Here is a 14,225-nt window from a genome sequence, read left to right as displayed (position 1 = left end):
ACACACCCTTTTTCCCTCCACCGTGAACCCAGGAGGTCGTCATGACCCAGCACAGTCGCGACCTGTCACGCCGCCGACTGCTCCTCGGCGGGGCCGCCGCCGGCGCCGGCGTCCTGCTCGCCGGCTGCACCAGCAACGAGGCGTCGCCGACCGAGGCCCAGACGAAGGCGGCCGCCGCCCCGGGCGGCAACAACGAGCCCGGCAAGCGGGTGACGATCGGCTTCTCGGCGCCCGCCGCCGACCACGGCTGGATCGCCGCCATCACCAACAACGCCAAGGCGCAGGCCGGCGCGTACTCCGACGTGGAGTTCAAGACGGTCGAGGCCGGTGCGGACGCGGCGGCCCAGCGGGCGGCGCTGTCCACCCTGGTCTCCCAGAAACCCGACGTGATCGTGCTGCTGCCGCACGACGGCAAGGAACTCAACGCCTTCGGCCTGGAGGCGATGCGGGCCGGCATCCCGGTGGTCAACCTCGACCGGGCCTTCCCCGACGCCCGCGCATACCGGCTGCAGATCAAGGGCGACAACTACGGCATGGGCGTGGCCGCCGCCACGTACATGGTCGCGCAGTTCAAGGCCAAGGGCGTCAGCAACCCGGTGATCGCCGAGATCGCCGGCATGGACGAGCTGGAGCTGACCCAGGAACGGTCGAAGGGCTTCGCCGACACCCTGACGGCGAACGGCTTCCGGATCGCCAACCGGCGGGCGGCCCGGTTCACCGCCGACTCCGGCCAGCAGGAGGCCTCGCAGCTGCTGCGGGCCCTGCCGAAGATCGACGCGCTCTGGAACCACGACGACGACCAGGGCATCGGTGTCCTCGCCGCCGTCAACCAGGCCAACCGCAAGGAGTTCTTCATGGTCGGCGGCGCCGGCTCGAAGAAGGCGATGGAGGACATCCAGGCCGACAACACGGTGCTGAAGGCGACCGTCACCTACAGCCCGTCGATGGCCTCCTCGGCCGTCTCCCTGGCCCGGCTGATCGGCCAGGGCAGGGGCATGTCCGACCTGGTGGAACTCCAGGTGCCCAAGGAGATCATCCTCGCCTCCGAGACGATCACCAAGGAGAACGCGAGCAACTACCTCAAGCTCGGGTTCTGACACACGGGGGGAGACCCACCTTGTCCACGACAGACAGAGAACTGCGGGTCGGCATGGTCGGCTACGCGTTCATGGGCGCCGCGCACTCGCAGGCGTGGCGCACCGTGAACCGGGTGTACGACCTGCCGGCGCGGGCCCGGATGGCGCTGATCTGCGGCCGGGACGCCACGAAGGTGGCCGACGCCGCCGACCGGCTCGGCTGGGAGGCGTACACCACGGACTGGCGCGACCTGATCGCCCGGGACGACATCGACGTGGTCGACGTCTGCACGCCGGGCGACAGCCACGCCGAGATCGCCCTCGCGGCGCTGGCCGCCGGCAAGCACGTGCTGTGCGAGAAGCCGCTGGCCAACACGGTCGCCGAGGCCCGGGAGATGGCCGCCGCGGCGGCCACCGCGCAAGCGGCCGGGGTGCGGTCGATGTGCGGGTTCAACTACCGACGGGTGCCCGCGGTCACGCTGATGCGGCAGCTGATCGCCGACGGGCGGCTCGGGGTGATCCGGCACGTCCGCGCCACGTACCTGCAGGACTGGATCGTGGATCCGCAGTTCCCCCTGGTCTGGCGGTTGCAGCGGGACAGGGCCGGCTCCGGCGCGCTGGGCGACATCGGCGCGCACATCATCGACCTGACCCAGTTCGTCACCGGCCGGCGGATCACCGGGGTCAGCGCCGTCACCGAGACGTTCGTCAAGGAGCGGCCGTTGCCGGCGGGGTCGAGTGGGCTCGCGGCCACGGTGAACGGCGCCGGGGCGGCCGACGGGCACGGCGTCGTCGACGGCCAGGGCCCGGCCACCGGGACGGTCACCGTCGACGACGCGGCGGTCTTCGTGGCGCGGCTCGACGGCGGCGCGCTGGCCACGTACGAGGCGAGCCGGTTCGCCACGGGCCGCAAGAACGCCCTGCGGGTGGAGATCAACGGCTCGCTCGGCACGGTCGTCTTCGACCTGGAGCGCCTCAACGAGCTGGAGTTCTACGACGCGACGCGACCCGCCGCCGAGCAGGGCTTCAGCCGCATCCTGGTGACCGAGGGCGAGCACCCCTACATGTCGGCCTGGTGGCCGCCGGGCCACATCATCGGCTACGAGCACTCGTTCACGCACCAGATGCGCGACTTCATCGAGGCGGTCGCCACCGGCGCCGACCCGGCCCCCTCCTTCGCCGACGCCTTGCAGGTCCAGCTGGTGCTGGACGCGGTGACCCGGTCGGCGGAGCTCGGTTCCTCGTGGACCGAGGTGGAGCCGGCACTGGCCACGATCGCCGCCTGAGCCACCTCCGGCGCTGGCCGGCGAGGGACCGGCCGCGGTTGCGCCCCGCGGCCGGGACGAGGCCGGCACCGGAGGGACGTGTCGCCGGGCCACCCGGCCCGACGGCGCGAGCAGGACGGTCGTCCGGTGCGGCCGGACCGGGATTCCCCGGTCGCACCGGAGGACCGCCACCACCTGCGGAGGCGACCCGTCGAGGGCCGCGTTCGCGCGAGACGTCCGATCGGGGCGCGCCGTCGCCCCGGCCGGCCGGATGCGGGGGAGGCAGGGCCGAGACGCCGACCGACCCTGCCTGCCAGCCCCGTCCGTCCGTAACCGCACCGGGTTCCGGCCGGCGTCGTCGCCGCCGACTTCGACGCCGACCGGTGGGCTCCGCCGGGGCGACCGGTGGACGGGGCCCATCCGCACAGACCGGTATCTTTGCCAGCAAAACTCTGATATTCATATTCTTCAATGCACGGCTGGTTCCTCCTGATCGGGAAGGAGCACCATGCGTACGGGTGTCTGGCTGGTGGGTGCGCGCGGCTCGGTCGCGACCACCAGCATCGTCGGGGCGCTGGCCCTGCGGGCCGGGCTCACCGGGTCGACCGGCTGCGTCACCGAGCTGCCCGATGTGCGTGGCCCCGCCCTGCCGGCCTTCACCGACCTGGTCCTCGGCGGACACGACGTCGTCACCACCCCGCTGGCCAAGCGCGCCGAGGCCCTGGCGGCCGCCGGCGTGCTGCCCGGCCGGCTGGTCGCGGCTCTCCCCGACGAACTCGCCGCCGTCGAGCGCGAGCTGCGCCCGGCCCCGACGGGCGGCACCCAGGCCGACCGGGCCGCCGCGACCGTACGCGACCTCACCGCCTTCCGGGACCGGCACGCGCTGGACCGGGTGGTCGTGGTCAACGTCTCGGCCACCGAGCCGGCCGCCCGGGCGCACCCGGCGCACGCCGACCCCGACGCGCTGCGGGCCGCGCTCGCCGGCCCCGACGAGGTGCTCCCGGCCAGCTCGCTCTACGCGTACGCGGCGGTGCTCGCGGGTTGCCCGTACGTCGACTTCACCCCGTCCACCGGGCTGCGGCTGCCCGCCCTGACGGCGTTGGCCGCCGGGCGCGGCCTGCCGTACGCCGGGCACGACGGGAAGACGGGGGAGACCCTGGTCAAGTCGGTGCTGGCCCCGATGTTCGCGATGCGACACCTGAGGGTGCGCTCCTGGTCCGGCGTCAACCTGCTCGGCGGCGGCGACGGCGCCACCCTCGCCGACCCGGCCGCCAACGCCGCCAAGGTGCACAGCAAGCAACGGGTGCTCGGCGAGACCCTCGGCTACCAGCCGCAGGGCGGCACCCGCATCGAGTACGTCGAGGAGCTGGGCGACTTCAAGACCGCCTGGGACCTCGTCACCTTCGCCGGCTTCCTCGGCACCGGGATGCGGATGGAGTTCACCTGGCACGGCTGCGACTCCGCGCTGGCCGCGCCCCTGGTGCTCGACCTGGCCCGGCTCACCGCCGCCGCGCACGCCGCCGGGCACGCCGGCCCGCTGGAGGACCTCGCCTTCTTCTTCAAGGACCCGCTCGGCGCGCCCACCCACTCGCTGGCCGAGCAGTGGACCCGCCTGTGCGGGTTCGCCCGTCGGCTGCACGCCGGAGGTGCGCATGCCCCGCATGACTGACCTCGCCGAACTGGTCCGGGCGCCGGCCGCGCTGTCCGTGCCCGGGGACGTCGTCGCCGGGGCCGCCGCGGCCGGGGCGCTCGGTCGGCGTACACCCGCCCTGGCCGCCGCCTCCGTGTTGCTCTACTGGGCCGGCATGGCCGCCAACGACTGGGCCGACCGGCGGTTGGACGCCGTCGAGCGTCCGGAGCGGCCCATCCCCAGCGGCCGGGTCGCCCCGGCGACCGCCCTCGGCCTGGCCGCCGGGCTCACCGGCGCGGGAGTGGGACTCGCCGCCGCCGCCGGGGGCCGGCGGGCCGCCGCGGTCGCGGTCCCGCTCGCCGCCACGATCTGGGGGTACGACCTGGCGGCCAAGAACAGCGCCGCCGCACCGGCGGTGATGGCCGCCTGCCGGGGCCTGGACGTGCTGCTCGGCGCGTCCGGCGGGCGGGTGCTGCGGGCGCTGCCGGCGGCGGTCACCGTCGCCGCACACACCTGGACGGTCACCGCGCTCTCCCGGCGGGAGGTCACCGGCGCCGACGCCGCGCTGCCGCTGCGTACCCTCGCCGGCACGGCCCTGGTGGCGACGAGCGCCGCCACGGCCCGCGTGGCCCGGCCGCCCGCCCAGGCCGCGCCCGGCCGCGCCGCGTTCGGCGATCGGCCGGCGCAGCAGGTCGCCGCCGCGCTGCCGGCCCTGCTCGCCGGGTGGTACGCCGCCCGCTACGGCGCGGCGCAGGCCCGGGTGGCCGTCGAGCCCTCCGCCGCCCGGGTGCGGGCGGCGGTCGGGGCCGGGATCACCGGGCTGCCCGCGTTGCAGGGCGCACTGATCGCGCGGGCCGGCGCGGGGCCGCTCGGGCTGACGGTCGCCGCGGCGGCGCCGCTGGCGCGTCGGCTCGCCCGGAAGGTCTCCCCGACATGACCGCCCCGCGACCGGCCCCGGTGACACCCGGCGCCCTGCGATTCGGGTACGGCACGAACGGCTTCGCCAACCACCGGCTCGACGACGCGCTCGCGGTCGTCGCCGACCTGGGCTACCAGGGGGTCGCCCTCACCCTGGACCACGACCACCTCGACCCGTTCGCGCCCGACCTGGCCCGGCGGGTGGCGGCCGTCGGTCGCCGGTTGGCGGCGCTCGACCTGGCCGTGGTCGTCGAGACCGGCGCGCGGTACCTGCTCGACCCGTGGCACAAGCACGCCCCGACGCTGCTGCACGACGACCCGGCGCCGCGGATCGAGTTCCTGCGCCGGGCCGTGCGCATCGGCGCGGACCTGGGCGCGGAGGCGGTCTCCTTCTGGGCCGGCGTACGCCCCGACGCCGTCGCGCCCGACACCGCCCGGGACCGGCTCGTCGCCGGCTGCGCGGCGGTGCTCGACACCGCCGACGCCGCCGGGGTGGTCCTGGGCTTCGAACCGGAGCCGGGCATGCTGGTCGAGGACATCGCCGGCTGGCGGTGGCTGCGCGCGGCGCTCGGAGACCCGGCCCGCTTCGGTATCACGCTCGACATCGGACACTGCCGCTGCCTGGAGCCCCTGCCGGTGCCCGACTGCGTGCACGAGGTGGCCGCGCACCTGGTCAACGTACAGATCGAGGACATGCGCCGGGGCGTGCACGAGCACCTGGAGTTCGGCGCCGGTGAGATCGACTTCCCGCCGGTGCTGCGCGCCCTGGCCGACGCCGGCTACCGGGGCCTGGTCGCCGTGGAGCTGCCCCGGCACTCGCACGCCGCCCCCACCGTCGCCGCCCGGTCGCTGGACTTCCTGCGCGCCGCCCGGGCCGACGCCGCGGACCCGCCGTGAGGTGACGCAGCGCGGCGGACGCGCGCAGGTACCTGCCCGAGCAGCACCAGGGAGGAGACGGGATGACACCGGATTCACTACGGGCCGCGCTACGGGGCGTACCCGATCCCGACTGGCTGGACGCGGCGCTGCGTCGGGTGGCGGCCGACCCGGCCACCATCACGGCGGCGTTCGCCGTGGCCCGCCGGCGATGTGGCCGCGCGCCACTGCCCGGCGCGGACGGCTGGAGCGCCGACGAGGCGGCCCGGGCGCTGTTGCTGACCGCCCTACCGAGCGACCACGCCCGGCACGCCGACGCCCTCTACCGGTACGGCGACGCCGCCGAGAAACGGGCCGTGCTGCGGGCCCTGCCGCTGCTGCCGATCGGCGCGGCCGGCGTGCCGCTGCTGCAGGACGCCATCCGCACCAACGACACCCGGCTGCTCGCCGCCGCCCTCGGCCCGTACGCCCGGCACCTCGACCCGCCCGCCTGGCGGCAGGCGGTGCTCAAGTGCGTGTTCACGGGCGTGCCGCTGGCCGTGGTGCACGACCTCGACGCCCGCGCCGACGCCGAGCTGGCCGCGATGCTCGCCGGGCTGGCCGCCGAGCGGCGGGCCACCGGTCGCGCCGTGCCCGCCGACGCCACCGAACTGCTCGACCGGCTCACCATCAGGGAGGTGTGACATGCGCATCTTCGACCCGCACATCCACATGACCTCACGGACCACCGACGACTACGAGCGGATGGCCGCCGCCGGGGTGCGCGCCGTGGTCGAGCCGGCCTTCTGGCTGGGTCAGCCGCGCACCAGCGCCGCCTCCTTCGCCGACTACTTCGATTCCCTGATCGGCTGGGAACCCTTCCGGGCCGGGCAGTTCGGGGTACGCCACCACGCCACCGTCGCACTCAACCCGAAGGAGGCCAACGACCCGCGCTGCCGCCCGGTGCTCGACCTGCTGCCGCGCTACCTCGACAAGGACGCCGTGGTCGCGGTCGGTGAGATCGGCTACGACGCGATGACGCCGCAGGAGGACGACGCCTTCGCCGCCCAGCTCGCCCTGGCCGTCGCGCACGACCTGCCGGCCCTGGTGCACACCCCGCACCGGGACAAGGCCCGGGGCGTCGCGCGCAGCCTCGCCGTCGTCGCCGAGTCCGGCATCGAGCCGGGGCGGGTGGTGCTGGACCACCTCAACGAGCCAACTGTCGAGCTGGTCCGCGACACCGGCTGCTGGCTGGGCTTCTCCATCTATCCCGACACCAAGATGTCGCCGTCGCGGATGGTGGCGCTGCTGCGGGCGTACGGGACCGAGCGGATGCTGGTCAACTCGGCGGCCGACTGGGGGCGCTCGGACCCGCTGCTCACCCGGGCCACCGGCGAGGCGATGCTGCTGGCCGGGTTCACCGACGACGACGTCGACCGGGTGCTGTGGCGCAATCCGGTGGAGTTCTACGGCCAGTCCGGGCGACTCGACCTGAGCGACCTGGACCGCCCGGAACAGAGCTACGCCGGCAACTCGATCCTGCGCGGCGGCAGCTGATGCGGCTGCGGCACGCCGGCGGCGCCACCGTCCACCTCGGCTACTGCACCAACGTGCACCCCGCCGAGGACCTCGCCGGCATCCTCGCCCAGCTCGACACCTACGCCGTGCCCGTGCGGGAGTCGCTCGGCGTCGACCTGCTCGGCCTCGGACTCTGGCTGGCCGCCCCGGTCGCCGCCGAGCTGGCCGCCGACGCGCGGCTGCGCCGCCGGGTACGGGCCGAACTGGGCCACCGCGGGCTGGAGGTGGTCACCCTCAACGGCTTCCCGTACGCGGCCTTCCAGGCCCCGGTGGTCAAGGGCGACGTCTACCACCCGGACTGGACCACACCCGAGCGGCTCGCGTACACCCTGGACCTGGCCCGGGTGCTGGCCGACCTGCTGCCCGACGACGCCGCCCGGGGCTCGGTCTCCACCCTACCGCTGGCCTGGCGGCGGCCCTGGGACACCGCCCGCGCCGACGCCGCCCGCCGTCGCCTGGACCAGCTGGCGGCCGGTCTCACCGCCGTCGAGCGGGACAGCGGCCGGCCGGTCCGGGTCGGCTTCGAACCCGAGCCGGGCTGCGTGGTGGAGAGCACCGGGCAGGCCTGCGCCCTGCTGGCCGGGGCGGATCCCGAGCGGCTCGGCGTCTGCCTGGACCTGGCCCACCTCGCCTGCGCCTGGGAGGAGCCGGCCGAGGCGCTGGCCCGGCTGGCCGCCGCCGGGCTGCCGGTGGTGAAGGTCCAGGTCTCCGCCGCCCTGGAGGCGGCCGACCCGGCCGGGTCGGCCGACGCGCTGCGCCGCTGGGTGGAGCCGCGTTTCCTGCACCAGACCCGCGCGGCCGGTTGCGCGGCGGCGACCGGCGTGCCTGCGCCCGCGGGCCCGTACCCCGGTGACCCGGCAGATCCGGCGTGGGCCGCCGACGACCTGGACCTCGCGCTGGCCGCCAGACTGCCCGGGCCGTGGCGGGTGCACTACCACGTGCCGCTGCACGCCCCGCCCGAGCCGCCGCTGGGCTCGACCGTGCCGGTGCTGCGCGCCGCGCTGACCGCCCTCTACACCGGCCCGGAGGTCGGCTGCGACCACCTCGACATCGAGACGTACACCTGGGGCGTGCTGCCGGTGGCGCGGCGCCCGCGCGGCGACGCGGAGCTGGCCGCCGGGATCGCCGCCGAGCTGGCCTTCGCCCGAGACGAGCTGGTCGCCCTCGGACTCACCCCGACCGGCCGGGCCACCCCGGCGGGGGTACGGCGATGAGCCGGCGGCTGGTGGTGCTGGACGTGGTGGGCCTGACCCCACGCCTGCTGGCGCACATGCCCCGGCTGCGCGCGATGGCCGACGCCGGGTTCGCCGCCGAGCTGGGCACGGTCCTGCCCGCGGTGACCTGCACGGTGCAGTCGACGTTCCTCACCGGGACGCTCCCGGCCGCGCACGGCATCGTCGGCAACGGCTGGTACTTCCGGGATCTCGGCGAGGTGCTGCTCTGGCGGCAGCACCACGCCCTGGTCGAGGGGGAGAAGCTGTGGCAGGCGGCCCGCCGGCGCGAGCCCGGCTACACGGTGGCCAACGTCTGCTGGTGGTACGCGATGGGCGCGGACGTGAACTGGACGGTGACCCCCCGGCCGGTCTACCACGCCGACGGGCGCAAGGACCCGGACTGCTACACCGACCCGCCGGACCTGCACGACGCGCTGACCGACCGGCTGGGCGTCTTCCCGCTGTTCAGCTACTGGGGGCCCGGCGCCGGGCTGGCCTCGTCACGCTGGATCTGCCGTGCGGCCGAGCGGATCCTCGCCGACCACACCCCGGACCTGACCCTGGTCTACGTGCCGCACCTGGACTACGACCTGCAACGTTTCGGCGCGTCCTCGCCCCGGGCCGCCGTTGCGGCGGCCGAGTTGGACGCGGTGCTCGGGCCGCTGCTGGACGCCGCCCGAGCCCGCGACGCCACCGTGGTGGTGCTGTCGGAGTACGGCATCACCGACGTGTCCCGGCCGGTCGACGTCAACCGGTCGCTGCGCGCCGAGGGGCTGCTGCGGGTGCACACGCAGGCCGGAATGGAGTACCTGGACCCGTGGACCTCGCGCGCGTTCGCCGTCGCCGACCACCAGGTCGCGCACGTCTACGTGCGGGACGCGGCGGACGTGCCGGCGGTGGCGAAGCTCTGCGCCGCCCTGCCCGGGGTGGCCGAGGTGCTCGACGCCGACGGCAGGGCCGCCCACGGGCTGGACCATCCGCGCGCGGGCGAGCTGGTGCTGATCGCCGAGCCGGACTCGTGGTTCACCTACTACTACTGGCTCGACGAGGCCCGCGCGCCGGACTTCGCCCGGCTGGTGGAGATCCACCGCAAACCCGGGTACGACCCGGCGGAGCTGCTCTTCGACCCGGCCGCCCCCGGCGCGGCGAAGCGGCGGGCGGCGGTGGCGCTGGCCCGCCGGACGCTCGGCCTGCGGTACCTGATGAGCGTCGTCGGGTTGGACGCGGGCGCGCAGGCGGTACGCGGCTCGCACGGGCGGTTGCCCGCCGATCCGGCCGACGGGCCGGTGCTGCTCTGCTCCGAGGCGTCCGCCGCCCGGGACCGGGTCGCGGCGACCGAGGTCAAGGCCCTGCTGCTGGAGCTGGCCGGGCTGGCGGCGCCCGACGCCTGCCGGCGACCCGTCGGGGAGGCGTCGTGACGGTCACCGTCGCCCCCGCCGACGCCAGTGGCCTGAGGGCCCGCTTCGATGCCGAGCTGGCCGCGTTCCTCGACCGGCAGGGCCCGCAGTGGCCGGACGGCGCTCCCCGGGGCGTGTTCACCGCGTTGCACCGGTTCGTGCTGGCCGGTGGGAAGCGGCTGCGTCCCCTGTTCTGCTACTGGGGCTGGCGCGGCGCGGGCGGCGGGGACGGCAGACCGATCGTGGTGGCCGCCGCCGCGCTGGAGCTGTTCCACGCCTTCGCGTTGATCCACGACGACATCCTGGACGGCAGCGACCGCCGCCGGGGTGAGCCGTCGGTGCACCGGCTCTTCGCCGACCTGCACGCCCGGTCGGCGTGGCGGGGCGACCCGGAGGCGTACGGACGCAACACCGCCCTGCTCTGCGGTGACCTCTGCGCCGCCTGGTCGGATCAGATGTTCCACGAGTGCGGGCTGAGCAGCGAGCAGGTGCAGCGGGGGTACGGCGTCTTCTCGCTGATGCGCACCGAGGTGATCGCAGGGGAGTACCTGGACCTGGTGTCCGGGGTGGGCGACGGGTCGGTGGCCAGCGCGTTGACCGTCATCCGGATGAAGGCGGCCCGCTACACGGTGACCCGGCCGTTGCAGATCGGCGCGACGCTGGCCGGTGCCGGGCCGGAGCTGGTCGCCGCGCTGGCCGAGTTCGGCGATCCGCTGGGCGACGCGTTCCAGTTGCGCGACGACGTGCTGGGGGTCTTCGGCGACCCGACGGTCACCGGCAAGTCCGTCCTGGACGACCTGCGTGAGGGTAAGCCCACGGTGATGATGGCGCTGGCGCGCAGCGCCGCCGACCGGGCGCAGACGGCCCGGCTGCGGGAGCTGTTCGGCAACCCGGCGCTGGACGCCGAGGGCGCCGCCGAGCTGCGGGCGGTCATCGAGGGCACCGGCGCGCGGGAGCGCATCGAGCAGATGATCCGGGTACGCGCCGAGGTCGCGCTGGCCGCCCTGGCCGCCGCCCCGGTCGACGCCGGGACCCGCGACGCCCTCGGTGACCTCGCCGCCCAGGCGGTCCACCGCCCGCGCTGACCCTGCCTGCGGCGCGTCGATCCGAGGCTCCCGCACTGCGGAGCCTCGGATTGACGTGCGCCACAGGACGAACTTTTGGCCGAATCGACGAAAGTCCACGATGGATGGGCAGAAGGTCTGGACACATCGACGTACACAATTTAATGTCGTGGCCATCACGAAGTTGTTCCGTCGAGGTGAACCGGCGGCGCGGGAACCCATCGACTGGTGACCACCGAACACGTGGCCCCACCCCATCCATGGCCACGGCCGGCCGGGCGGCACCCGGCGGGCCGAGGAGCACCTCCCCGCTACGGCATCCGGCGCGACGGCGCGCGCCCGCCCTGGCAGTCACTCGTCAGGAAGGGACGGCACATGTCCACCCAGGACACCCCCACCACATCCCGAACGCGACGGCGGCTCTGCACCGCCGCGACGCTGCTGCTCGCCGCCACCGCCGGCCCGCTCGCCCTGAGCGCCGGCCCGGCAGCGCTCGGCGGCGCGACCCCCGCCCAGGCGCATCCCATCGTCGCCACCGACTTTCAACAGGTCACCCTCGCCAAGGGCGTCGCCGAGGTCGGCGAGCCGATGACCATCGCGGTGCTGCCCGACCGGTCGGTCCTGCACACCGCGCGCAACGGCACGGTGCGCCGCACCGACGCCGCCGGCAACACCTCGGTGATCGGCACGCTGCCGGTCTACACCCACGACGAGGAGGGGTTGCAGGGCATCGGGGCCGACCCGAACTTCGCCAGCAACCGGCACATCTACCTCTACTACGCGCCGCCGCTGTCCACCCCCTCCGGCGACGCGCCCGCCACCGGCAGCGACTTCTCCGCCTGGCAGGGTGTGAACCGGCTCTCCCGCTGGACGCTCAACAGCGACTTCACGCTCAACGCCGCCAGCAAGGTCGACATCCTGGACGTACCGGCCGACCGCGGCATCTGCTGCCACGTCGGCGGCGACATCGACTTCGACGCCGCCGGCAACCTGTACCTGTCCACCGGCGACGACACCAACCCGTTCGACTCCGCCGGCTACGCCCCGCTCGACGAGCGCACCAACCGCAACCCGGCGTACGACGCGCAGCGCACCTCGGCCAACACCAACGACCTGCGCGGCAAGATCCTGCGGATCAAGGTCAACGCCGACGGCACCTACGCCATCCCGGCCGGAAACATGTTCGTCGACTCGGACCCGAAGACCCGCCCCGAGATCTACGCGATGGGCTTCCGCAACCCGTTCCGAATGAGCGTCGACCGGGCCACCGGCATCGTCTACGTCGGCGACTACGGACCGGACGCCGGCACCACCACCGCCCGCGGCCCCAGCGGTCAGGTCGAGTTCAACCGGATCACCGGCCCGGGCAACTACGGCTGGCCGTACTGCACCGGCACCAACACCGCGACCGAGACGTACGCGGAGTGGGACTTCGCCACCGGCACGGCCGGCGGCAAGTACAACTGCGTCGGCGGCGCGACCAACAACTCGTTCCGCAACACCGGCCTGACCACCCTCCCCGGCGCCAGGGCCGCCTGGATCCGGTACGCCGGCGACGCCGGCAGCCCACCGGAGTTCGGCAGCGGCTCCGAGTCGCCGATGGCCGGCCCGGTCTACCGGTACAACGCCTCGTCGACCTCCACCACCAAGTTCCCGCAGTCCTTCGACGGGCAGTTCTTCGCCGGCGAACTGGGCCGCGGCTGGGTCAAGCCGATCCACCTCAACGCCGACGGCTCGCCGGGCGTCATCGACACCTTCCCGTGGAACGGCAAGCAGGTCATGGACATGGCCTTCGGGCCCGAGGGCGCGCTCTACGTCCTGGACTACGGCACCGGCTACTTCAACGGCGACGCCAACTCGGCGCTCTACCGCTACGACTACATCGCCGGCGGGAACCGGGCGCCGACCGCGGCGGCCTCGGCCGACAAGACCTCCGGCGCGGCCCCGTTGACCGTGAACTTCTCCTCGGCCGGGTCGACGGACCCGGAGGGCGGGACGCTGACGTACTCCTGGAACTTCGGCGACGGCACCAGCTCCACGGCGGCCAACCCGAGCAAGACGTACACCGCCAACGGCACGTACACCGTCACCCTGACGGTGCGCGACCCGCAGGGCGCGAGCGGCACCGCCAACGTGCAGATCGGCGTCGGCAACACCGCCCCCACCGTCACCATCACCAACCCCGGCAACGGCCAGGTGTTCAGCTACGGCGACACCGTGCCGTTCAGCATCACCGTCACCGACCCCGAGGACGGCGCCATCGACTGCGCCAAGGTCAAGATGACCTACGTCCTCGGCCACGACAGCCACGGCCACCAGATCACCTCCAGGACCGGCTGCACCGGCTCGATCACCATCCCCGTCGACGGTGAGCACGACGACGCCGCGAACATCTTCGCCATCTTCGACGCCGAGTACACCGATGCGGGCGGACTCACCACCCACAAGCAGCACACCCTGCAACCGAAGAAGCGCCAGGCCGAGCACTACAAGACCTCCGCCGGCATCGCCACCTTCGACAAGGCCACGGCCGAGGGCGGCAAGACCGTCGGCAACATCAACAACGGCGACTGGATCGCCTTCGAGCCGTACCGCCTCGACACCGTCACCTCGTTCAGCGCCCGGGTCTCCTCGGCCGGCGCCGGCGGCACCCTCCAGCTGCGGGCCGGCTCGGCCACCGGCACGGTGCTCGGCTCCGCCACGGTGCCCGTAACCGGCGCCTGGGACACCTTCACCACGGTCAACGGCACCATCTCCGGAGCGCCCGCCGGCACCACCACGCTCTACCTGACCTTCGCCGGCTCGGGCACCGCCGCCCTCTACGACGTGGACTCGTTCACCCTCAACACGGCAGCCGTGAGGACCGGGCCGATCGTCGGACTCGGCGGCAAGTGCCTCGACGTCCGCAACGCCGCCACCGCCGACGGCACCCAGATCCAGATCTACACCTGCAACGGCTCGGCCGCGCAGACGTGGACGGTGACGCCGAACTCGACGGTCAAGGCGTTGGGCAAGTGCCTGGACGTCTCCGGTGGCGGCTCCGCCGACGGTACGAAGATCCAGCTCTGGACGTGCAACGGCACCGGGGCGCAGAACTGGTCCGCCCAGGCCGACGGCACGTTGCGCAACCCGCAGTCGGGCAAGTGCCTGGACGTGTCGGGCAACAACTCCGCCGACGGCACCGCGGTGCACCTGTGGACCTGCCACACCGGCGCCAACCAGAAGTGG

At 74.1% G+C, this 14,225-nt stretch carries 11 protein-coding genes; all 11 read left to right on the top strand.

Features of this window, described 5'->3' with window-relative positions:
- Positions 1-41 precede the first annotated feature (41 nt).
- Positions 42-1,097: a substrate-binding domain-containing protein gene (locus ACPFP2_RS25185; RefSeq protein ID WP_424092029.1), complete on the top strand. Its 1,056-nt coding sequence runs from the start codon at positions 42-44 to the stop codon at positions 1,095-1,097.
- Positions 1,098-1,150: 53 nt separating this feature from the next.
- Positions 1,151-2,362 (top strand): Gfo/Idh/MocA family protein, encoded by a 1,212-nt coding sequence (locus ACPFP2_RS25180; RefSeq protein ID WP_424092124.1) that lies wholly within the window; start codon positions 1,151-1,153, stop codon positions 2,360-2,362.
- A 487-nt stretch (positions 2,363-2,849) separates the two neighbouring features.
- A complete protein-coding gene (locus ACPFP2_RS25175) occupies positions 2,850-4,010 on the top strand; it encodes an inositol-3-phosphate synthase (RefSeq protein ID WP_424092028.1) in 1,161 nt (386 codons plus the stop codon).
- Positions 3,994-4,908, top strand: a complete 915-nt coding sequence (locus ACPFP2_RS25170; protein WP_424092026.1) for an SCO3242 family prenyltransferase — start codon at positions 3,994-3,996, stop codon at positions 4,906-4,908. The genes ACPFP2_RS25175 and ACPFP2_RS25170 overlap by 17 nt, the downstream gene beginning before the upstream one ends.
- Positions 4,905-5,786: a sugar phosphate isomerase/epimerase family protein gene (locus ACPFP2_RS25165; protein WP_424092024.1), complete on the top strand. Its 882-nt coding sequence runs from the start codon at positions 4,905-4,907 to the stop codon at positions 5,784-5,786. Before ACPFP2_RS25170 ends, ACPFP2_RS25165 begins: the two co-directional genes overlap by 4 nt.
- 62 nt (positions 5,787-5,848) lie before the next feature.
- Positions 5,849-6,448 (top strand): EboA domain-containing protein, encoded by a 600-nt coding sequence (locus ACPFP2_RS25160; protein WP_424092022.1) that lies wholly within the window; start codon positions 5,849-5,851, stop codon positions 6,446-6,448.
- A 1-nt stretch (position 6,449) separates the two neighbouring features.
- Positions 6,450-7,301 (top strand): TatD family hydrolase, encoded by an 852-nt coding sequence (locus ACPFP2_RS25155; protein ID WP_424092021.1) that lies wholly within the window; start codon positions 6,450-6,452, stop codon positions 7,299-7,301.
- Positions 7,301-8,536: a metabolite traffic protein EboE gene (eboE, locus tag ACPFP2_RS25150; RefSeq protein WP_424092020.1), complete on the top strand. Its 1,236-nt coding sequence runs from the start codon at positions 7,301-7,303 to the stop codon at positions 8,534-8,536. Before ACPFP2_RS25155 ends, eboE begins: the two co-directional genes overlap by 1 nt.
- Positions 8,533-9,954, top strand: a complete 1,422-nt coding sequence (locus ACPFP2_RS25145; RefSeq protein WP_424092018.1) for an alkaline phosphatase family protein — start codon at positions 8,533-8,535, stop codon at positions 9,952-9,954. Before eboE ends, ACPFP2_RS25145 begins: the two co-directional genes overlap by 4 nt.
- Entirely contained in the window at positions 9,951-11,018 is a 1,068-nt protein-coding gene (locus ACPFP2_RS25140) for a polyprenyl synthetase family protein (RefSeq protein ID WP_424092016.1), read from the top strand. The genes ACPFP2_RS25145 and ACPFP2_RS25140 overlap by 4 nt, the downstream gene beginning before the upstream one ends.
- A gap of 354 nt (positions 11,019-11,372) precedes the next feature.
- Positions 11,373-14,225: PQQ-dependent sugar dehydrogenase (locus ACPFP2_RS25135; protein WP_424092014.1), on the top strand; the 2,853-nt coding region annotated here is incomplete at its 3' end.

The organism is Micromonospora citrea (assembly GCF_049629545.1).
Classification (GTDB): Bacteria; Actinomycetota; Actinomycetes; order Mycobacteriales; family Micromonosporaceae; genus Micromonospora; species Micromonospora citrea_A.
This window is presented reverse-complemented; position numbering and strand designations above follow the sequence as displayed.

What these genes read in the sequence shown, in the direction of transcription:
- ACPFP2_RS25180 (WP_424092124.1), top strand. Translation starts at nt 1,151, where the DNA reads ATGGTCGGCTACGCGTTCATGGGCGCCGCGCACTCGCAGGCGTGGCGC.
- ACPFP2_RS25170 (WP_424092026.1), top strand. Translation starts at nt 3,994, where the DNA reads ATGCCCCGCATGACTGACCTCGCCGAACTGGTCCGGGCGCCGGCCGCG.
- ACPFP2_RS25160 (WP_424092022.1), top strand. Translation starts at nt 5,849, where the DNA reads ATGACACCGGATTCACTACGGGCCGCGCTACGGGGCGTACCCGATCCC.
- ACPFP2_RS25145 (WP_424092018.1), top strand. Translation starts at nt 8,533, where the DNA reads ATGAGCCGGCGGCTGGTGGTGCTGGACGTGGTGGGCCTGACCCCACGC.
- ACPFP2_RS25155 (WP_424092021.1), top strand. Translation starts at nt 6,450, where the DNA reads ATGCGCATCTTCGACCCGCACATCCACATGACCTCACGGACCACCGAC.
- ACPFP2_RS25175 (WP_424092028.1), top strand. Translation starts at nt 2,850, where the DNA reads ATGCGTACGGGTGTCTGGCTGGTGGGTGCGCGCGGCTCGGTCGCGACC.
- ACPFP2_RS25165 (WP_424092024.1), top strand. Translation starts at nt 4,905, where the DNA reads ATGACCGCCCCGCGACCGGCCCCGGTGACACCCGGCGCCCTGCGATTC.
- eboE (WP_424092020.1), top strand. Translation starts at nt 7,301, where the DNA reads ATGCGGCTGCGGCACGCCGGCGGCGCCACCGTCCACCTCGGCTACTGC.
- ACPFP2_RS25185 (WP_424092029.1), top strand. Translation starts at nt 42, where the DNA reads ATGACCCAGCACAGTCGCGACCTGTCACGCCGCCGACTGCTCCTCGGC.